Genomic DNA, 20,520 nt, shown 5'->3' with positions numbered 1-20,520 from the left:
GAAATCGGGCGTCGGTCGAAATGCACTTTATGTCGGAAAATCCGCTCAGGCATGCCGTGTGGGTCCGCAGGCCGCGGGGCCGTCCGAAAACGCCTCACCCGTTCCGCCCCACGGCTCGCCACCGCGTGACCCTTGGCGCAGCATGAGGGCATGGTCGGGTCGACCCGGATACGAGCGCTGCGCTGCGGGGCCTGGATCTGCGCGGTCCTGTGCGTCGCGGTCGTCGCGCTGACGGCCACCGCGCGCAGCACCGTACTGAGCGCGGGCTTCCACCGTTCGGTGCTGGCCGACGAACACGCGTACGACCGGCTCTACAACCAGGTGCTGGTCGACCCGCGGATCACGCCCGTCACCCGCGACCTGCTGGGACGGCTGCCGGTGCCCGAGGCCGTGCTGACCTCCAACCTCAAGACGGTTCTCCCGCCCGAGACCCTGCGCGCGCTGACGGACGAACAGATCGGGCACCTCGTCGACTACCTGCGCGGAAACAGGGACGACCTGCGGCTCTCCGTCGACCTGCGGCCGGTCATCGCCAACGTCACCGGCCTGACCAGGGCGTACTTCGGCGACATGGTCTCCTCGCTCCAGGAGCAGCGGGAACCGGACTTTCCGGCCTTCCTCGCCGACCTGAAGGACGCGGTGGGTCAGGTCGGTGCCGGAGAGCCCCCGGAAGGCCTGCCGTCGCTGGCCCTGACGAAGACCCAGGCGGCCACCGCCGCCGACGCCCTGCTGCGGGCCGCCCCCGAGGACGTACGCGGCACGCTGCGCCCGGAGGTCACGGTCGCCCTGCAGAACGGCGACGTGGCCACCGCCCTCGCCGCCGTCGGACCGGCGGCCTTCTCGGAGCGCACCCGCGCCGCCGCCGCCCGGCTGCGCACGGCCGCGGACGGCGGGACCTGGGACATCGCCGCCGACCTCGAACTCGACGAGGTACGTCGGGTCCGCGCGGCCACCCACCTCACCCTCGACGTCGTCGAACCCCTGGCCGCCGCCCTCGGCATCGCGGCCCTCGCCGCACTCTGGTTCACCGGCCCCGACTCCCGGCCCCGGCGGCTGAGGCACCTCGGCTGGGCGCTCGCGGCCGGCGGACTGTGCACGGCGCTCGTCGCGCTCGTGATCCTGTGGACCGTGGGCCGCGATCCGGTGGAGATCTCCGCGGCCTGGCCGGAGTCGGCGGTCCGGCTGCTCGACGACCTGCAGACCACCGCGGTCGACCGCTTCCTCGCGGGAATGCTGACCGCGGCCCTCGTGCCGGTGGTGGCCGGCGCCCTCCTGGTCGGCCTGGCCTGGGCGGGGGAGCGGCGCAAGATGCCCGCACGCGCGTGGCGGCCGGGGCTGTGGCCCGCGGCCGGCGCGACGGCCCTCGCCCTCGCGGGCGTCGCACTCGTGCCGATCGCCTTCTCCGACGACGCCCCACGCAGCTGCCAGGGCAGCCCGCGGCTGTGCGACCGGCGGTACGACGAGGTCGCCCACCTCACCTCGCACAACGCCATGTCCACCACCGCCGACAGGTTCATCGGCCCCCTCCAGGACCCCCTCATCGCCGATCAGCTCGACGCGGGCGTACGGGCCCTGCAACTCGACACCTACCGCTGGGAACGGCCCGAGGAAGTGACCGACCGGCTCGACGAGTCGGACTTCCCGCCCGAGCTGCGCCGCCAGATCACCGCCGCCGTCCAGGGGCTCAACCCGCCGAGGCCTGGCCTGTGGCTCTGTCACTCCGTCTGCCGTGCGGGCGCGATCGAACTCGTGCCGACGCTGCGGCAGATCGGCGACTGGCTGCGAGCCCACCCGGGCGACGTCCTCACACTGATCGTCCAGGACGCCGTCAGCGGCGAGGACACGGAGGGCGCGTTCCGCGAAGCGGGTCTGGGGGACCTGGTGTTCACCCCGGACGAGGATCCGGACCGGCCCTGGCCGACACTCGGCGAGATGATCGACAGCGGGCGCCGGCTCGTGGTCTTCGCCGAGCGGGCCGACGGGCCGGCGCCCTGGTACCGCAACTTCTACCGGTACGCCATGGAGACGCCGTTCGCCTTCCGTTCCCCCGGCGAACTGAGCTGTGTCCCGCACCGGGGTGGCACGGGCAAGCGGCTGTTCCTGCTCAACCACTTCATCACCGCCGACGGCGGCAGCCGTCTCGACGCGGGCGCCATCAACACCCGCCAGGCCGTGCTGGACCGCGCGCACCGGTGCGAACGGGTGAGGGGTGGGCCGGTCAACTTCGTCGCCGTCGACTACCTGACCGTCGGGGACGCGAAGGCCGCGGTGGACCGGCTCAACGCGGAGCGCGACTGACCCGGTCCCGCTCCGGCCCCGGCCCCGGCCCCGGCCACAAGACCGTTTCGGACAGGTCGGGCAGGCGTTCTTGCGGCCTGGGCGAGGCCTGCGGTATTTGATTCTGCTGTAGGTGATTCCCGCACGACCCTGCCGTAGCCCCGTAGCCCCGTAGCCCCGTAGCCCCGTAGCCCCGCAGCCCCGCAGCCCCGCAGCCCCGCAGCCCCGCAGAGTCCGGCGGCGTTCCGCGCCGTCGCGAGCGAGGAGGACGTGATGGCCCCACCGGTGCACGTCGTCGAGATGACCTCCGCCGAGCGCGAGCAGGCGTACGAGACCTGCCGCCAACTGGCCGAGGAGTTCGGCAAGGCCGGGCCGCGGCACGACGCGGAGAACACGTTCCCGTACGAACTGGCCGAGCGCGTACGCGCGCTGCGGCTCCCCGGCCTCAACGTGCCCAAGCGGTACGGCGGTTGGGGCGCCGACATCGCCACCACCGCCCGGTGCGTCGAACTGCTGGCGTACGGAGATCCGGCGATCGCCCTGGCCTTCAACATGCACTGGGGCGTGATCGGCTTCTTCCGCGGCATGTGGAGCGAGGAACACCAGGAGCGCTTCTTCCCGGGCGTGGCCCGCGACGGACACCTCTTCGACGGCGCGTACAGCGAGACCCGCGCCGGTGTGATCGGCCTGGCCGACACCCGAGCCGTGCCGGTCGATGGCGGCTTCCGTGTCAGCGGGCGCAAGAGCTGGGGCACCCTGGCGCCGGTGGCCGACTTCCACACACTCAACGCGACGATCACCGAGCCCGACGGCGAACTGCCGGCCGACCACGCGGTCCGCGCGACACGCGAGGTGCTGCTGGTCTGCCCGGCCTCGGCCGAGGGTGTGCGCGTCGACAAGACCTGGGACGCCCTGGGCATGCGCGCGACGGGCACCGAGACCGTGGTGTTCGAGGACGTGTTCGTACCGGCCGCCGACCTGGTGTCGCCGGAGTTCCGGCCGGGTCTGTTCGCGAACCTGGAATGGCAGACGCTGACCTTCGCGTCGGTGTACCTCGGGCTCGCACGCCGGGCGTACGACGAGACGCGCGCGATCCTGCGGACGAAACGGCTCGGCGCGGTGCCCGAGGCCGCCGACGTCAGGGTCGGCGACCAGCAACTGGTGCAGGTCGGTGTCGGGGAGATGCGCGTCCTCATCGAGGCCGCGGCCAACACGATCGAGGTCGCCGCCGCGCGCCTCAACGAGCGGCGCGACCTGCCCGACGACCCGGCGCTGAGGCTCGGCGCGCTGGAGATCCCGAAGGTCGTGGCGACCGAGAACGCGATCCAAGTCGTCGACATCGGCATGCGCCTGGTCGGCGGCGGCGCCTACCGCCGCGGTCACCCGCTGGAGAGGCTGTACCGCGACGCGCGCAGCGGACCGTTCCACCCGCTGACCACCGACCAGCTCCTGCAGCACCTCGGAAGCGCGGAACTGGGCTGAGCGCAGCGGCCCTCAGTACCGGAGCACACCCGCGATGCCCCGCGCCTCGGCCAGCGTCCCGTCCGGAACGAAGCGGACCTGCGCGCCGGTGTCCAGGCACTGCTCGACGATCTCGTCCACGATGTCGTGCCGGGCGTCGAGATCGTCGCCGTCGGCCGGCACGAGATGGTCGCCGCCGTCGTCGCGTACCGTCACCCGGTAGTTCTCCTCGACGGCCAGCAGACCCACGCGGCCGGCGGTCGCGTGCTGCCAGAGCTCGTCGACGCCCGCCGCGAACGCCCGGCGGCCCTTGGCGTTCTCCAGTTCGGCCGTCACGTTCTCGACGTTCCTCCGGTCCTCGGCCGTGACCAGCGGACGGACCGCCTGCCACACCGCCTCGGCCCCGGCGTGCCCGAGACCGCCGTGCGGCACGTGAACGGCGTCCTTGGTGACGTTGCCGACCTCGCCGAGGAGTGAGAGCGCGGCCTGTTCACCGGCCACGTACACGGGCCGCGGGTCGGAGCGCAGGACGGCGGCGAGGACGGTGTCCGCGTCCCGCAGGAAGTGACGTGTCTCCTCGTCGCGGAAGGTGCTGGGCACCTCGCCGACCCGTTCCTCGCGCTCGACGTCCTGCGGTTCCAGGCTCCGCGCCATCGGGAAGCCCGCCGTCGCCGCCTCGGTGACGCGTTCCGCGCCGCCGCTCCACAGCGAGATCCGGTCGGCGGAGACCGTCAGCACCCAGAACGGGCTCTCGGCGGCCTGCGCGGCGACGAGATTGCGGGTCAGGAACGTGTCCGACAGGACGACGCGCTCAGGAACGGTCCGGGCCAGCGACCACACCTGGTGCTCCCCGGGGGCCGCGAAGATCGCGAGGCCGTCCTCGGAGTGGCTCAGATCGACCTCCGCCAGCGCCTGTTCGAGCTGCTCGACGACGTCCGTCCGCCGCTCACGGGTGACCGCGGGATCGGCCTCCAGTTGCTTCTTCGCCTCGGCCAGCACATTGCGCAACCGGACGGGGTCCTGCGCGTTGTCGGGCTCCCTGCGGTGGGTCGGCGTCAGCACCGACACCGCCGGGTAGGGCCGCGGCCGGCGCAGCTCGGTGAGGGTGGCGGGGCTCAGAAGATGCTCCATAGATGCACCATATGACTGAATCGGCGGCGAGTCATGCGGAGGAATCAGGTCGGGCAAAGGGGGCAATTCGCTGTTAATGTCACCGGGCAGTCGCGTCGTGTCTCCCTGCCACGCCCGAGGACCTCCATGAGCCAGGCCGAGACCGGAAAAGGGACCGGAACCGGGGCCGGAAACGGGACCGGAAACGGAACCGAGCCCCGGACATCCGCAGCCAAACTGACCCTGCCCACGCTGACCACGATGGTCGTCGGCTCCATGGTCGGTGCGGGCGTCTTCTCGCTGCCCCGCCGCTTCGGCCAGGAGACCGGCGTGGCCGGCGCGCTCATCGCCTGGGCGGTGGCCGGCGCCGGCATGCTCATGCTGGCCTTCGTCTTCCAGCGGCTCGCGCTGCGCAGACCCGACCTCGACGCCGGTGTCTACGCCTACGCGAAGGCGGGCTTCGGCGAGTACCTCGGCTTCTTCGCCGCCTTCGGCTACTGGGCGAGCGCCTGCGTCGGCAACGTGACGTACTGGGTCCTCATCATGTCGACGATCGGGGCGATCGCCCCGGCGCTCGGCGACGGCGACACGGTCCTCGCCATGCTGCTCTCCTCCGCCGGCCTGTGGGCGTTCTTCCTGCTCATCAGCCGCGGGGTCAAGGAGGCCGCGGCCATCAACCGGATCGTCACGGTCGCCAAGGTCGTGCCCATCCTGGTCTTCGTCCTCATCGCGCTGTTCTGCCTCAAGCCCAGTGTCTTCGCCGAGAACTTCACCGGCGCCGACTACGCCGGATCACTGTTCCAGCAGGTCAAGGGCACCATGCTGGCCACGGTCTTCGTGTTCCTCGGGGTCGAGGGCGCCAGCGTCTACTCCCGGCACGCCAGACGCCGCGAGGACGTCGGACGCGCGACCGTCCTGGGCTTCCTCAGCGTCTTCGCGATCTTCGCCTCGGTCACCGTCGTGTCGTACGGCATCCTGCCGATGAGCGAGATCGCCGAGCTGCGGCAGCCGTCCATGGCGGGCGTCCTGGAGGAGGCGGTCGGCACCTGGGGCAAGGTGTTCGTCAGCGTCGGCCTGATCGTCTCCGTCCTCGGCGCCTACCTCGCCTGGACCCTGATGGCCGCCGAAGTGCTCTTCGTCGCCGCGAAGGACGAGGACATGCCCCGCTTCCTGGGGCGCTCCACGGCGGCCGACGTGCCCGTGCCCGCCCTGCTGATCACCACCGTGCTGACCCAGATCGTGCTCGTCGTCACGCTCTTCTCGGACGACGCGTTCAACTTCGCGCTCGATCTGACCAGCGCCCTGACCCTCATCCCGTTCCTGCTGGCCGCCGCGTTCGCCGTCATGGTCGCGCGGTCCGGCGGCGCGGGCCGGTGGGACCTCCCGGTCGCCGCCCTGGCCACCGTCTACACCGCGTTCCTCATCTACGCGGCCGGCCTCAAGTACCTCCTCGTGTCCCTCATCGTCTACGCCCCCGCCACGATCCTGTTCGTCATGGCCCGCCGTGAACAGGGCCGCCGGCTCTTCTCGCCCCGCGAACTCGTCATCCTCGCGGTCTCGGTGGCCGGGGCCGTCGTGGGCGTCGTCGCGCTCGCGCGCGGCTGGATCAGCCTCTGACCCCGCAGACCCGGACCCACTCCGCGAAAGGCAGCCCGTGACCCCACAGGACACCCCGACCCGGCCCGCGTACGGCGTCCACTCCGAGGTCGGCAGACTGCGCAAGGTACTGGTCTGCGCACCCGGCCTCGCCCACCGCAGACTCACCCCCACCAACTCCGACGACCTGCTCTTCGACGACGTCATGTGGGTGGAGAACGCCCAGCGCGACCACGCCGACTTCGTCGACAAGATGCGCGAACGGGACGTCGACGTCGTCGAACTGCACGACCTGCTCGCACAGACCGTCGCCGACCCGCAGGCACGCGACTGGCTGCTCGACCGGAAGATCACCGCGAACGAGGTCGGCCTCGGACTCCTCGACGACACCCGCGCCTTCCTGGAGTCACTGGAGCCCCGCGGACTCGCCGAGTACCTGATCGGCGGCCTGTCCACCGTCGACCTGCCCGACGAGTTCCGCGACGGCTACGTGGCGCTGGCCCGCGAATCGACCGGCGCACGCGAGTACTTGATGCCGCCGCTGCCGAACACCCTCTACACCCGGGACACGACCTGCTGGCTCTACGGCGGGCTCACCTTCAACCCGCTGTACTGGCCCGCCCGGCACGACGAGACGCTCCTCATGAAGGCGATCTACACCTTCCACCCGGACTACCGGGGCTCCACGGTGTGGTGGGGGGATCCCGAACTCGACTGGGGGCAGGCCACGTTCGAGGGCGGCGACATCATGCCCGTCGGCAACGGCGTGGTCCTCATGGGCATGAGCGAGCGCACCTCCCGCCAGGCCATCACCCAGGTCGCGGCCGCCCTGTTCGCCCAGGGGGCCGCCGAGCACGTGATCGTCGCGGGCATGCCCAGACTGCGGTCCGCGATGCACCTCGACACCGTGTTCACCTTCGCCGACCGCGACCTCGTGACCCTGTACCCGACCATCATGGACAAGGTCCACACCTTCTCCCTGCGGCCCGCCGACAAGGCACCCGGCGTCGAACTGACCGACGAGGGCTCCCGCCCCTTCGTGGACGTCGTGGCCAAGGCCCTCGGACTTCCCGCACTGCGGGTCGTCGAGACGGGCGGCGACGTCTACGCCTCGGAGCGCCAGCAGTGGGACAGCGGCAACAACGCCGTCGCGCTTGAGCCCGGCGTGGTGTTCACGTACGACCGCAACACCCAGACCAACGCCCTGCTGCGCGAGGCGGGCGTCGAGGTCATCACCATCGTCGGCGCCGAGCTGGGGCGGGGGAGGGGCGGCGGGCACTGCATGACGTGCCCGATCGTCCGCGACCCGGTCGACTTCTGAACCGGCCGCCCGCGTGTGTCGTACGTGTACGTGGCTCACTCCTCCGAGCCGCACGAGCTGCCGTCGGCCGGCAGTCGCCCGTACAGCAGGAAGTCGTCGATCTTCCGGTGCACGCACTTCGACGAGGAGTAACCGGTGTGGCCCTCGCCCTTGTTGTCGAGGACGACGGCCGACGGGCCGAGCCGGTCCGCGGTCTCGGTGGTCCAGCGGTACGGCGTGGCGGGGTCGCCGCGGGTCCCGACGAGGAGCATCTTCGGGGTGTCGACGTCCCGTACCTCGTCGCGGATGTACGAGGTGCCCTTGGGGCGTCCGTAGCACATCAGGGCCTGGGCCAGCCGGTACCGGCCGAAGACCGGAGACGCCTGCTCGTACGCGGCACGCAGCCTGCCGAGATTCCCGACTACCTGGTCGGCGGTGGGCCGGTCGGGGTCGTCGGCGCAGTTGACGGCCATGAGCGCGGCCGGGAGGTTGTCGAGCGGGATCTCGCCCTCGTCGACGAGACCGCCGTCCTCACGGGGGAGACCCGGACGGGAGAGGTCCTTGTGGGGGAGTTCGTTGCGCGGGAGCGCACTGCCGCCCACGTAGAACCCCATGATGCCCCGTGTGTCCCCGTCCTGGACCAGCGAAGTGAGCGCGTGCGACAGGGCCGGCCACAGCTCCTTGCTGTAGAGGGCCTGGCCTATCGCGCCCACCAGGTCCTGGCCGGAGAACGGTATGCCGAAGTCCGACGGCACCGGGTCCGCGTCGAGTGAGCCGATCAGCCGCAGCACCTCCTCCCGGGCCGAGCGCGGGTCCTGGCCGAACGCGCAGTCGACGTCCTCGGTGCACCAGTCGAGGAAGTCCTCCAGGGCGGTCTGCTGGCCCTGGGCGCCGGTGACGCCCTGCTCGCTGAGCGGTTCGGTGAGGGTGTCCACGCCGTCGAGGACCATACGGCCGGTCCTGTCGGGGAACTGGGCCGCGTACACCGCGCCCAGCCGCGTCCCGTACGAGAACCCGAGGTAGTTGAGCTTCTTGTCGCCGAGGGCCGCCCGCATCACGTCGAGGTCGCGCGAGGCGTCGACCGTGCCGATGTGCCGAAGCACCGGCCCGGAGTGCTCGACGCAGTCCGCGGCGAGCTCGCGCAGCACTTCGAGTGCGGCCCTCGGATCGTCGCTCTCGTCCGCTTCCGCCTCGGCCCCGGTCTCCGCGTCGGGGTCGGGGGCCTGCGTTCCGTCGTCCATGCCCTCGCCGCAGCTGACCGGCGAGCTCCTGCCGACGCCGCGCGGATCGAAGGTCACCACGTCGTAGCCGTTCGTGAGCCCCATGAAGTCCTTGCCGCCGTCGGCGAGTTCGCCGACTCCCGGACCGCCGGGGCCGCCGAAGTTCAGCAGCACCGAGCCTCTGGACTTGCCGGTCGCCCGGAATCTGGCCATGGCCAGGTCGAGCGTCCCGCCTGTGGGGTTCGCGTAGTCGACGGGGACGGTCACCTTCCCGCACTGCAGGCCGTCGGGCAGTCCGTCGCCCGGGCAGGCCGACCACTTGATGGTCTGGTCGTGGAAGCGGGACAGGTCGGGTCGGTCGGCGGCGGCCGCGGCCACCGACGGCAGCCCTGCTCCCAGCAGGGCCAGCGTCATGGCACAGGTGAAGGCACGGCGTTGGCGCGTTGACAGCATCAGGCCTCCCGGGACGCCCCGGCCCACGGCCGGGATCTTCCCCTCGATCACGATAAGGGGGCACCCGCGGCCACGCCTCTCGGCGAGCGGGGCGCCGGACCAGGCCTTATCCTGCGCCCCCGCTCGGCCAGCGCCTGCTCGGCCAACGTCCGCTCGGTCGCCGCCCGCCCGGCCAACGCCCGCTCAGTGGCCGCCCGCTCGGCCGCGTTCGGTCGTCCGCTCGAAGGGGGGCGTTTGCCGGATCAGCCATAACCTGAGTGGTTTGCCCGCGTTTAAACGGTGCGGGCGCCTGCTCGCGATCATGTCCTGGAAGGCAGGGAACCTATGAAACGGGTTGCCCGAAGTGGTTTGATCATCGTGGCCGCCGCCTCCGGCGCCGTGGGCGTGACCATGCCGGCGTACGCGGACTCCGCGGCCGACGGCGGCACGGCCCACTCGCCCGGGGTGATCTCCGGCAACACCATCCAGCTCCCGGTCGACGTGCCGGTGAACGCGTGCGGGAACACCGTGAACGTGGTCGGGCTCCTCAACCCCGCGGCCGGCAACAGCTGCGCCAGCGAGGGCGGCGGCAAGGGAAGCGGCCACGACGGCTCCGCGGGCGCGGTCGCCGAGGGCGCCGAGAAGGACTCCCCGGGCCTGATCTCCGGCAACGGCGTGCACCTCCCGGTCCAGCTCCCCGTGAACGTCACCGGCAACTCGGTGAGCGTGGTCGGCATCGGCAACCCCGCCGTCGGCAACGAATCCACGAACACCTCGGGCGAGGGGCCGCAGGTCCCTCAGACGCCGTCCGGTCCGAAGCCTGCCCAGCCGTCGGAGCCGCCCGTGGACCCGGCCGACCCCGCCGACCCCGCGGACCCGGTGGAGGCCGAGGGGCCGCAGATCCTGCCGCAGGCGGTCCCCAGGGCCGCCCTGGCGCAGACCGGTACGGACCTGATGGGTCCGACGGCCGCCGCGAGCGCCGCGCTGCTGCTGGGCGGAGTCGCGCTGCACCGCCGTTTCCGGCCCGCCGCACAGCGGTCGGGGCGCCGGGACGGGCACTGACCCGAAGTCACCGGCACGTACGGGTCCGGGCACGAGCCCGGACCCGTACGGTGCCCTAGGGCCTGTCGTCAAATTCCCGCCTGCCGGGCGACGCCTGGCACGCACTCTCGCCGCACCGGGCGAAAGCCCGAGTACGTCCAGTACGCGGACTTCCGCCCGGCACACCGAGAGCACGCACCAGACGCCGCCCGGCCCGCCCTCCGGGCGGACGCCGGGAATTTGACGACAGGCCCTTGTCGTGTGTGCCCGGTCATGAACGGAGCGGCTCGATGACCTCACCCTCTTCGATCTCCCCCTCTTCGCACCCCGAAGGCCTTGTCGTCACCCGGGCCGCCCTCGACGACTGGCCGGTGATCAAGGCCTGGGCGAGGGCGGAGGGCTGGGACCCGGGCGAGTCGGACGGGCCGTGCTTCTTCGCCCAGGACCCGGAGGGCTTCTTCCTCGGCCGGATCGACGGCGAACCGGTCTCGGCGATCTCCGTCGTCAACCACGGCGCCGACTACGCCTTCCTGGGCTGCTACCTCGTCTGCCCGGACCTGCGCGGCCGCGGCCACGGGATCACCACCTGGAGGACGGCCCTCGCGCACGCGGGCGGGCGGACCGTCGGCCTGGACGGCGTGGTCGCGCAGCAGGGCAACTACCGGAAGTCGGGGTTCGAACTCGCCCACAAGACCTTCCGGTTCGGCGGAGTCCCGACCGCGGGCGCGGCCGGCGCGACCGCCGCCACGGCCGCCGCTTCCGGCGTGCGCGACGCGGAGGCGGCCGACCTCGACGCGGTCGTCGCGTACGACAGCGGCTGTCACCCCGCCGACCGGCCGCGCTTCGTGGCGAGTTGGCTCGGTGCCCCCGGGCACCGCGCCCTGGTCCGGGTGGTCGACGGGCGGCTCACCGGCTACGGCGTGCTCCGGCCCGCCGCCGACTCCCTGCGCATGGGCCCGCTGTTCGCGGACACCCCGGACGACGCCCGCGCGCTCTTCACCGCGCTGATCGCCGGATCCGGCGGCCGACGCATCAGCGCCGACATCCCCGAGACGCACACGTCGGCCGTCGCCCTCGCCGAGGAGCACGGCCTCACCCCGTCGTTCGAGACGGCCCGGATGTACACGGGTCCGGTCCGGCCTTACGCCACGGACCGCGTGTACGTGGTCACGACGCTGGAACTGGGTTAGGCATCCTTGGGGGTTCCGGGGGTCCTGGGGGTTCGTCCCGGCGGGACCTCGTCGCGGCGCCGGAACATCCACTCCATGCGTGGCTCGACGGCGAACCGGAACACCCGGCGGACCGGGGCGGAGCACAGTGCGGTGATGAGGCCCACGGCGGCCGCGGTGACGGCCAGTTCACCGAGCGCGGTGTGCAGCCAGGGGTGGTCGTACCAGTCCCAGAAGCGGGACGCCTTGATGACGAAACCGTGCAGCAGATAGCCGTACATCGTGCCCGCGCCCAGCGCCGTGCACCACAGGTGCCGTCCGGGGACCCAGGACAGGAAGCAGGCGGTCAGGACCAGGGCGAGGCAGAACAGCGCCGGAGTGGTGAACAGGCCCACCCAGTTCGGTACGCCCTGGCCCGTGACGCTGCCCCGGTGGTAGAGCCAGCCGGCGCCGAACCAGGGCGCCACCAGATACGCGGTGACCAGCGCCGCGGCCCCCACCGGCAGCGCGAACAGCCGTACGCGCCAGGTCCGCAGCCGTTCGAAATGCTCGGCGCGCAACGTCAGACCGAGCACGAAGAACGGCAGGAACCCCAGGACCCGCTGGATGGAGATGTCCCCGCCCAGATCCGGCGAGACGGCGGCCAGCACGGCCAACGCCATCGCGACCAGGACCGGATGACGGAGCATCAGCCAGAGAGGAGTGGTGATCCGCCAGATGAAGAGCGCGAGCAGGAACCACATCACGTACCAGGGGTCCAGCAGACTCAGCGGATAGCCGGGGTCGTCCTGCGCCCACCGGTAGAACAGCGTGTACGCGGTCTCGAAGACCAGATACGGCACGACGACACTCGTCAGGAGCCGCCGAACCCGGCCCGGCGCCATGTCGAAACTCCGCGAGAAATAGCCGGAGACGAGGGCGAACGCGGGCATGTGGAAGGCGTAGACGGTCAGATACGCGGCGGTCGCGAACCGGCTTCCGTGGGTCAGGGGCTCCCAGGCGTGGCCACAGGCCACCAGCACGATGGTGAGGTACTTCGCGTTGTCGAAGTACGGATCCCTGCGGGCGGACGCCGCCTTGGCCGGGGCCGCGCCGAGGCCGTCCCGTGGCGCGGTCGGCGCGGGGGCTGACAGATCGTGCGGCACCACATCTCCTGGCCTCGGTGGCGGTGAGCCGATCTCTCCCGCCTGCCCCCTCACGTACGGCTCAGTCGTCTCCCGCGTTCGCACGTACGCCGAAGGGGCGTTCGGACGGAAAGGCGCGGCGGCGGCCCGCGGCGACGGTCGCGAGGGCCACGGTGACCAGCAGGAGCGTCGTCCAGGGCAGGGCCGTGGAGCCGGAACTCTCCAGGACCAGCCCGCCGGTGAGGGAACCGGCCGCGATGCCCGCGTTGTAGACGGTGGTCTGGAGCGAGGTGGCCACATCGGCGTTCGCGGTCCCGGAGGCGTCGACCAGGGCGGTCTGGATCAGCGTCGGAGCCCCGCCGAACGCCACACCCCACAGGGCGACCGCCGCCGGCACGACGGCGGCATGCGCGGCCCAGGCACCCAGCGCGAGCATCGCCGCCGCGAACAGGGCGAGCGCTCCCAGCAGGGTCCGCCGCAGGTGCCGGTCGACCAGGACGCCGGTGAGCCAGATCCCGGCGACGGTCGCGGCACCGAACACCAGCAGCACGAGCGCCGTCCGGCCGAAACCGGCGTCCTCCGCGAAGGGCGCGATGTACGTGTACATCACCTGATGGCCGACGAGCAGCGCCAGCGTGACGGACAGCACCGTGCAGATCCCGGGGAGCGCGGCGACGCGTACCAGCGGCACGCGCTGTCCGGGCGGCTCGCCCGGGAAGCCCGGCACCCGGCGCCGTATCCACACCACGAGCAGCACGGCCGACACCGCGGGCGCGGCGAACGCGGCACGCCAGCCGAGCGCGCCGGCCAGCGCCGTACCCGCGGGAAGGCCCAGCGAGAGGGCGAGCGTGATGCCCGCCAGGACGATCGCGATGGCCCGGCCGCGCCGCTCCGCGGGCACCATCCGGGCCGCGTACCCGACGAGCATGGCCCACAGCGTCCCGCCCATGACCCCGGCGGTCAGCCGCGCGGCGAACGTCAGCCCGTACGACGAGGACAGGGCGGTGACGGTGTTGGCCGCCGCGAAGCCGAGGAGCGCGCCGATGAGCACGGGGCGCCGGGGCAGCCCCCGCAGCGCGGCCGTGAGCGGGATCGCGGCGAGGAACGACGCGAGGGCGTACCCGGTGACCAGGAAGCCCACCCGTGCCTCGGAGACGCCGAGATCCGGAGCCATCCGGGGCAGCAGACCCGCCGGAAGCAGTTCCGTCAGGACGGCGGTGAAGGCTGCCGTGGACAGCGCGAGCAGCCCGGAGAGCGGCAGCGGTGGCGCGGCGGAGGGCGTCCCGGTGCCACCGGAGACAGAGGCGGTCGTCATCGGGCCAGGCTGGAACACTCACATCAGTGTGAAGGCAAGGCATGAGCCCGCTCCGGGAGCCGATCCAGGCCCTGGGCGCGGCGGCCGACGCGAACTGCGGAGGTCGCGCGGCCCCGAAACTCCGTTGCCCGGCCCGTCCGCGGATGCTGGAGTGGCGGGATGGATCACACAGCGGTACTGGCACTGTTCGACCGGGACATGCGTGAGAACGCGCGCCCCTTCGGCACCGACTCCGTCGTGGAGCGCGTCGGCGGGGTGGTCCGGCACGTGGGATCGGAGCAGGGCTGGAACGGAGTGCTCTGGTCGGACCTCACGGAGGCCGACGCGGACGCGGCGATCGCCGAGCAGCGACGCTACTTCGCACGGCTCGGCCGCGAGTTCGAGTGGAAGCTGTACGGGCACGACGGGCCGCGGGATCTGGGGCAACGCCTGCTGGCCGCCGGGTTCACCCCCGAACCGGCGGAGACCCTGATGGTCATCGAGGCCGGGGAACTGGAGCTCGACGCCGAGCCACCGCCGGGTGTCGAGCTGCGGCCCGTCACCGACGCCGCCGGGGTCGACCTCATGGTCGACGTCCACGAGCAGGCCTTCGGCACGCCCGGCACCGCGCTGCGCCACCAGTTGCTCGACCTGCTCGACGAGGCTCCGAACACCGTCGTCGCGGTCGTGGCCCTCGCGGATGACCTTCCGGTCAGCTCGGCCCGGATGGAACTCGTCCCGGGCACGCGGTTCGCGGGGCTGTGGGGCGGCGGCACCGTCGAGGCCTGGCGGGGCCGGGGCATCTACCGTGCGCTGATCGCCCACCGCGCCCGGATCGCCGTCGACCGCGGCTACCCCTACCTCCAGGTCGACGCCTCCGACCAGAGCCGCCCCATTCTCCAGCGGCTGGGTTTCGCCCCGCTCACCACGACCGTCCCGTACGTCCACGCGGCGCCGTGACTCCCCGGCGGGAGCCGTGACGCCGCGCTGGGGGTCCGAACGGCGTGCGGTGTGCCGCCGCCGTCCGCTCCCGTGTCTGCTTGCGTCAGCGACGGCCCGCCTTCGAGCGGTCCAGCGCCGCGACACCGAGCGCCGCGAGCCCGATCTGGATCAGCCACTCGATCCAGTCCACCCCGTCGGTGTCGCCCACGTCGAACGCGTTCGCGAGCGCCGAGCCGATGAGTGCGGCCACGATGCCCACCGCGATCGTCCACAGAATGCCGATCCGCTGACGGCCCGGAACCACGAGCCGGCCCAGCACACCGATGACAATGCCGATCACGATGGCACTGATGATGCCCGAGATCTCCATCTCAGCCCCTCTTCGTCGGACTCCTTACGAATAGGACTTCCCCCTGGAGCCGAGTGCAGTCCGAGCCGTTTCCCAACTCACCGGCCAGCCAGCCGAGAAGCAGACGAGAAGCAGACGGGAAGCGGGACCTCCGCATCTCCCGAGTGCGCGGGCTGCCGGTCGCAGACGCTCAGGGAGTACCGGTGAGACTCCAGGTCCGCAGCGCGATCTCACGTCCTCGTGACATCCGCAGGAGGGGCTCGTCGTCGGTGAGGACGAATCCGGCGCGCAGGGCGACGGCCGCACTCGCCGCGTTGGCCTCCTCGATGCACAGCACCACGCGGCGGGCTCCCGTACGGCCCAGGGCGTAGGCGGAGAGCAGCCGGACGGCCCGGGAGGCCAGGCCCCGGCCGCGGTGGGCGGCGCCGACCCCGTACGCGATCTCGGCGTCCCGTTCGTCGGCCTTGCTGGGGAACAGCAGCACCTCGCCCCGTGGCAGGCCACCGTCCGTGGTGATCGCGAGCTGCACCTTGCGTCCCTGCGCCCGGGCCTCCTGCGCCTCGGCGAGATATATCTGTGCCGCGGTGGGGTCGAACGGCGAGGCCACAGGTGTCCAGCGGGCGATCTCGGGGTCGTCGTACAGCGCGATCAGCGCGTCCAGGTCGTCCTCGGACCATTCGCGCAGGTGAACTCCCTCCCCTTCGAGACGGAGCTGTGAGGGGGCGTCGAGTGTCAGCGGACTGTCCATGGGGTGATCCTGCCCCGCGCACGGGTGGGTGGCCAAGGGCGCGTGGCTCAGGCCCACCCCGCCAGGGTGCGCCCCGGTCCCGCGAGACAGGGGTCGGGGGCGGCCGCACGGCGTACCGCCTCGCGGATCGCGGACGCGGGATCGCCCTGGTGGTAGGCCCTTTCCGACGGTTCGACGCCGTCCAGGAACTCCTGGTAGCGCAGGGCGGACGCGAGAGGCGCGAGCGGTTCGGCGAGGGCCAGGGCGCGGGCCGGATCACTGTCCGGAACTCGCTCCCGCCACGCGCCGGCCCAGACGCGCGCGGTGTTCGCGCGCACCGGACCGGGCAGGAAGGAGCACAGGCGCAGAGCGTCGAGGACCGGGTTGCCCCAGTGTGCGTCGGCGAAGTCGACCACGACCGGCGGCCCGCCCCCGGCACGCCAGTTGCCGGGGTGGAAGTCGCCGTGCACGACCGTGTCCGGCAGACCGCACTCCGCCAGCAGCCGCCAGCGATCGGCCAACTTCCTTGCCGCATCGACTTCTTGCGCGGTCAGCTCGGCGGACACCGGTCCGTCGAGGAGCCGGCCCACACGTTCGGCGAGGACGGACACCCGGCGGTCCGGTAGGGAGGAGGGTCGTTCCCGAGGCCTGCGGGCGAGGGCCGCCTGCGCGGCGACGAACCGGCGTACCCCCGAGGCGGCCGTCCGTGTCGACGCCTGCCAGCAGTCCTCGCCGGGGACGTGCTCCATCAGTAAGCGCCCCTCGGCGGAGCCCACGACGGCGGGCACGAGACCCGGGTCGGCGCGGGCGAACGCGCCGATCACCTCGGCCTCGTCCGCGGCGAAGGCCGGGGTGGCCTTGAGCCAGACCGTCCCGCGGTCGGTCGGCAGCCGGAAGAGCCCGGCGAGGTTCCAGGTGCGCGTCTGCTCCACAGGCCCGGTCACCGGCCGGCCCGCCGCGGCCAGGGTGCGCGTCGACCAGTCGAGGAGCCCCCGCAGCCCGTCGATGTCGGCCCATGGCGCCCGCAGTGCCTCCTGGCCCACCAGCAGCCCCGGGTCGGCGGGGAGCCGGAGCAGCACATGCGGTCGCTCCAACGCCTCGACGTGGTAGGTCACATGGCCGTCGCGCCCGCCCTCCCCACCGTCCACGGACAGGAGGCGCAGTACCAGCACCCTTACGTTCAGGGCCTGTCGCAGTCGCAGGACGACCGGTTCGACCTGGGCCCACCACGGTCCGTCGACGGCGAAGGGGCCGACGACTCCGAGAAAGTCCTCACCGGACGTCACCCACGCGCTGAAAGTTCGGCTCACCGCGACAGTGTGAGCGAGCGGAGCCGGGCGTGGCCAGCGAATTTGTCCCCGGACGCCCTCCGCCCCCGTACCCCGCCCGGCCTGCCCCGATTGACATGCAGGCAATTGCCTGCATAACTTTGAGTGTGAGATCGGATGAGGGAACAGAGGCGGAGAGCGGGCCGGGCCCGAACAACGGCCCGGAGGTGGACCAGGTCTTCAAGGCGCTGGCCGACGGGACACGCAGACGGCTGCTCGACAGGCTGCACGAGCACGGCGGGCAGACGCTGGGGGAGCTCTGCGAGCACATCGACATGACCCGCCAGTCGGTGACCCAGCACCTGTCCGTACTGGAGGCGGCCAACCTGGTCGCCACCGTCCGCCGGGGACGGGAAAAGCTGCACTACCTCAACCCCGTACCGCTCCACGAGATCCAGGAGCGGTGGATCGACAAGTTCGAGCGTCCGCGCCTTCGCGCGCTGAGCGCACTCAAGCGACGAGCCGAGGAAGACATGAGCGACAAGCCGACATTCGTGTACGTCACCTACATCGCCAGTACGCCGGAGAAGGTCTGGGACGCGCTCACGGACGCCGATCTGACCGCCGCCTACTGGGGTCACAGCAACGTCTCCGAGGACTGGCGCCCCGGCTCGCGGTGGGAGCACCGGCGCACGGACGGAACCGGCGTCGCCGACGTGGTCGGCACCGTCGTGGAGAGCGAGCGGCCCACCCGCCTGGTGGCCACCTGGGCCTCGCCCGAGGAGGAGGGGCAGCAGGACAAGCACTCAAGGGTCACCTACGACATCAAGCCGCACGGCGACATCGTCCGGCTCACCGTCACCCACGAGGACCTGGCCGACGAGACCGCGGTCCAGCAGGTCTCCCTCGGCTGGCCGGCCGTCCTGGCCAACCTGAAGTCGCTCCTGGAAACCGGAAAGCCGCTGCCGCAGGAGCCGTGGCTGGTCCCAGAGGACTGATCGCGGGCACTGATCGCGGGCGCTGGTCGGGGGCGCGGTGAAGGTCGTGCGTCGGCCGGTCCGCGGCGCCTGGCACGCGGACCGGCCGACCGTCCTCGTCCGTTCCTATCTCGCCGTCCCGTCCTCTAGGTCTGCGGTGTGCTCTTCGCCGCGGCGGTCGCGCACAGGAACCCCATGACCACCGCCAGGACGCCGATCACGATGTTGTTGAGCACCACACCCGCGTCGGGACTGCTGCCCACGATCCAGGGCGCCACGATCATCCACACACCCATGGCGCACATGGCCCAGCTCAGGCCGTACATCCGTGCCGGGTTGACGGTGAATCCCAGAGCCAGCAGGCCGATGGCGATCCCCATGATGAGGTTGTGCGTCATCATGGCGGGCTGGCTCGCCGTGTAGTGGAGGATCCACGGCGAGGCGGCGCAGTACAGACCGAGCAGGAACACCGGTCCGTCCACGAGCGCCACATCGCGACCACCGAGCATGCGGGCATAGCGATCCCGCATCTCGGGCACATCGGGGTGACGGGTGATGTCACCTCTGGTGTTCGAGACGTTGGCCATGACTCGACTCCTTTGTCTCTGCCGTCTCCGCTGTCTCCGCGGGCCCGGCCGCGACCGGGTGATCCGCGACGGACGCCGCTTGAATCCAGTTTGCGCTTATTTTTCCCTTATGTGTAGACATCTGCGGATATATCTGCGGGCGGTCCGGCCCGTGGGCATATCCGCAGGCCACCAGGCCAATCCAGGTCCGCCGCAGCTTCGGAATACCCATGACGACTCCGTGTGGAGACGGCTGGGAGGAAGCACGATGGCAGCAGCGTCACGGGACGCCATGGCGGGGGACGGGGAGGACATACCGGGGCGGACCATCCGTACGGCCGTCGTCGGCTCGGGCGTCGCCGGGCTCACCGCCGCGTACATCCTCGGACGTACGCACCGGGTGTCCCTGTACGAGGCGGACGAGCGGCTCGGCGGACACGCCCACACCCATGAGCTGACCTCGTCGGACGGCCGGGTGCACCGGGTCGACTCCGGCTTCATCGTGCACAACCGCCGCACCTATCCGAACCTGCTCCGGCTCTTCACCGAACTCGGCGTCGCCACGCAGGAGTCGGAGATGAGCATGTCCGTACGCTGCGACGGCTGCGGCCTCGAATACGCGGGCGCGCTCGGCCCCGCGGGACTCTTCGCCCAGCCCCGGAACGCCCTGCGCGGCCGGTACCTGCGCATGCTCGCCGAGGTGCCGCGCTTCCACCGGGCCGCGCGGCGACTGCTGGCCCGGGCGGACGCGGGCACCGGGGGAGAGGACGACACCCTCACCCTGGGCGAGTTCCTGGCCCGGCAGCGATTCTCCGCCTACTTCGTCGCCCACTTCATGACCCCCATGGTGTCGGCGGTGTGGTCCTGCGACGCCGAGACGGCCCAGCGGTATCCGGCCGCCTATCTGTTCCGGTTCCTGGCGAACCACGGACTGCTGTCGATCGGCGGCTCGCCGGCCTGGCGCACCGTGACCGGCGGCTCGCGCGCATACGTCGACCGGGTCGCCAAACACATCGACGCGGTGCACACCTCGACCCCGGTCCGCGCGATCCGCCGACACCACGACCGTGTCGAGATCACCGCGGAGGACGGCACCACCGACACGTACGACTCGGTGGTGCTGGCCGCCCACCCCGACCAGGCGCTGCGTCTGCTGGCCGACCCCACCGACGAGGAGCGGGAGGTGCTCGGCGCGTTCCGCTACTCCCGCAACACCACCCTCCTGCACACCGACACCTCACCGCTGCCGCGCGCCCCTGGAGCGCGCGCCTCGTGGAACTACCTGATGCCGTCGTGCGCCGCGGGCGCCGACCGGGTCAGGGTCAGCTACGACATGAGCCGGCTCCAGCGCCTCGACGCACCGGAGACGTACGTCGTCACCCTGGGCGGTCTCGACCGCGTCGACCCGGACCAGGTCCTCGCCCGCATGGTGTACGAACACCCCGTCTACACCCCCGAGTCGGTGGCCGCCCAGCGGCGGCTGCCCGCGCTGAACACCGCCGTCACCGCGTACGCCGGCGCCTACCACGGCTGGGGTTTCCACGAGGACGGCTGCCGCTCCGGCGTGACGGCCGCCGAGGCGCTGGGGGTGACCTGGTGACCCGCACACCTGCCCCGCACCCCGGCGCCGACACCCCGACCCCGCGACCCGGCACCGGCGCGTCCGG

General features: G+C 71.8%; 17 protein-coding genes. 9 read left to right on the top strand and 8 right to left on the bottom strand.

Annotated elements, in window-relative coordinates:
- Positions 1 to 150: 150 nt before the first annotated feature.
- A complete protein-coding gene (locus J8N05_RS45075) occupies positions 151 to 2,298 on the top strand; it encodes a PI-PLC domain-containing protein (RefSeq protein WP_210893656.1) in 2,148 nt (715 codons plus the stop codon).
- 252 nt (positions 2,299 to 2,550) lie between these two features.
- A complete protein-coding gene (locus J8N05_RS45070; RefSeq protein WP_210893655.1) occupies positions 2,551 to 3,759 on the top strand; it encodes an acyl-CoA dehydrogenase family protein in 1,209 nt (402 codons plus the stop codon).
- Between the two features lie 12 nt (positions 3,760 to 3,771).
- Here J8N05_RS45070 and J8N05_RS45065 read toward each other — a convergent pair whose 3' ends face one another.
- Positions 3,772 to 4,869, bottom strand: coding sequence for a baeRF3 domain-containing protein (locus J8N05_RS45065; protein ID WP_210893653.1), 1,098 nt, complete (start codon positions 4,867 to 4,869; stop codon positions 3,772 to 3,774).
- 126 nt (positions 4,870 to 4,995) lie between these two features.
- On the opposite strand from J8N05_RS45065, the gene J8N05_RS45060 reads away from it, so the two are divergent.
- Together J8N05_RS45060 and J8N05_RS45055 are read left to right on the top strand one after the other, a co-directional pair.
- Entirely contained in the window at positions 4,996 to 6,465 is a 1,470-nt protein-coding gene (locus J8N05_RS45060; RefSeq protein WP_210893651.1) for a basic amino acid/polyamine antiporter, read from the top strand.
- A gap of 37 nt (positions 6,466 to 6,502) precedes the next feature.
- Entirely contained in the window at positions 6,503 to 7,765 is a 1,263-nt protein-coding gene (locus J8N05_RS45055; protein WP_210893649.1) for an arginine deiminase, read from the top strand.
- Positions 7,766 to 7,800: 35 nt separating this feature from the next.
- Here J8N05_RS45055 and J8N05_RS45050 read toward each other — a convergent pair whose 3' ends face one another.
- Positions 7,801 to 9,417: an alpha/beta hydrolase gene (locus J8N05_RS45050; protein ID WP_210893647.1), complete on the bottom strand. Its 1,617-nt coding sequence runs from the start codon at positions 9,415 to 9,417 to the stop codon at positions 7,801 to 7,803.
- 324 nt (positions 9,418 to 9,741) lie between these two features.
- Between J8N05_RS45050 and J8N05_RS45045 the strand changes: the two genes are divergently transcribed.
- Both J8N05_RS45045 and J8N05_RS45040 read left to right on the top strand, forming a co-directional pair.
- A complete protein-coding gene (locus tag J8N05_RS45045) occupies positions 9,742 to 10,458 on the top strand; it encodes a chaplin (RefSeq protein WP_210893645.1) in 717 nt (238 codons plus the stop codon).
- Between the two features lie 269 nt (positions 10,459 to 10,727).
- On the top strand, positions 10,728 to 11,627 hold the full coding sequence (locus J8N05_RS45040; RefSeq protein WP_210893643.1) for a GNAT family N-acetyltransferase: 900 nt from the start codon (positions 10,728 to 10,730) through the stop codon (positions 11,625 to 11,627).
- Here the strand turns inward: J8N05_RS45040 and J8N05_RS45035 are convergent.
- Both J8N05_RS45035 and J8N05_RS45030 read right to left on the bottom strand, forming a co-directional pair.
- Complete coding sequence (locus tag J8N05_RS45035) at positions 11,624 to 12,751, bottom strand: acyltransferase family protein (RefSeq protein ID WP_247706956.1); 1,128 nt, start codon at positions 12,749 to 12,751, stop codon at positions 11,624 to 11,626. The two genes, J8N05_RS45040 and J8N05_RS45035, sit on opposite strands and share 4 nt — an antisense overlap.
- A 61-nt stretch (positions 12,752 to 12,812) precedes the next feature.
- Positions 12,813 to 14,045: an MFS transporter gene (locus J8N05_RS45030; protein WP_210893641.1), complete on the bottom strand. Its 1,233-nt coding sequence runs from the start codon at positions 14,043 to 14,045 to the stop codon at positions 12,813 to 12,815.
- Positions 14,046 to 14,204: 159 nt separating this feature from the next.
- Here J8N05_RS45030 and J8N05_RS45025 point away from each other — a divergent pair, with 159 nt between their 5' ends.
- Positions 14,205 to 14,984, top strand: a complete 780-nt coding sequence (locus J8N05_RS45025) for a GNAT family N-acetyltransferase (protein ID WP_210893639.1) — start codon at positions 14,205 to 14,207, stop codon at positions 14,982 to 14,984.
- A gap of 85 nt (positions 14,985 to 15,069) precedes the next feature.
- Here J8N05_RS45025 and J8N05_RS45020 read toward each other — a convergent pair whose 3' ends face one another.
- From J8N05_RS45020 to J8N05_RS45010, 3 genes are all read right to left on the bottom strand, one after another.
- The gene (locus J8N05_RS45020) at positions 15,070 to 15,336 is read right to left on the bottom strand and encodes a GlsB/YeaQ/YmgE family stress response membrane protein (protein WP_210893637.1); all 267 of its coding nucleotides are present in this window, start codon (positions 15,334 to 15,336) and stop codon (positions 15,070 to 15,072) included.
- A gap of 169 nt (positions 15,337 to 15,505) precedes the next feature.
- Positions 15,506 to 16,063, bottom strand: coding sequence for a GNAT family N-acetyltransferase (locus J8N05_RS45015; protein WP_210893635.1), 558 nt, complete (start codon positions 16,061 to 16,063; stop codon positions 15,506 to 15,508).
- A 47-nt stretch (positions 16,064 to 16,110) separates the two neighbouring features.
- Complete coding sequence (locus tag J8N05_RS45010) at positions 16,111 to 17,352, bottom strand: aminoglycoside phosphotransferase family protein (protein ID WP_247706955.1); 1,242 nt, start codon at positions 17,350 to 17,352, stop codon at positions 16,111 to 16,113.
- A 185-nt stretch (positions 17,353 to 17,537) separates the two neighbouring features.
- On the opposite strand from J8N05_RS45010, the gene J8N05_RS45005 reads away from it, so the two are divergent.
- A complete protein-coding gene (locus tag J8N05_RS45005) occupies positions 17,538 to 18,308 on the top strand; it encodes an ArsR/SmtB family transcription factor (RefSeq protein WP_210894368.1) in 771 nt (256 codons plus the stop codon).
- 125 nt (positions 18,309 to 18,433) lie between these two features.
- On the opposite strand, the gene J8N05_RS45000 is transcribed toward J8N05_RS45005, so the two are convergent.
- Positions 18,434 to 18,874 (bottom strand): SPW repeat protein, encoded by a 441-nt coding sequence (locus J8N05_RS45000; protein ID WP_210893633.1) that lies wholly within the window; start codon positions 18,872 to 18,874, stop codon positions 18,434 to 18,436.
- Positions 18,875 to 19,145: 271 nt separating this feature from the next.
- Here J8N05_RS45000 and J8N05_RS44995 point away from each other — a divergent pair, with 271 nt between their 5' ends.
- Positions 19,146 to 20,453, top strand: coding sequence for an NAD(P)/FAD-dependent oxidoreductase (locus J8N05_RS44995; RefSeq protein ID WP_210894366.1), 1,308 nt, complete (start codon positions 19,146 to 19,148; stop codon positions 20,451 to 20,453).
- The last annotated feature ends 67 nt before the right edge of the window (positions 20,454 to 20,520 follow it).

This window comes from Streptomyces liliiviolaceus (genome assembly GCF_018070025.1).
GTDB classification, from domain to species: domain Bacteria; phylum Actinomycetota; class Actinomycetes; order Streptomycetales; family Streptomycetaceae; genus Streptomyces; species Streptomyces liliiviolaceus.
The sequence above is the reverse complement of the archived record's forward strand: the minus strand, read 5'-3'. Positions and strand labels throughout refer to the sequence as shown.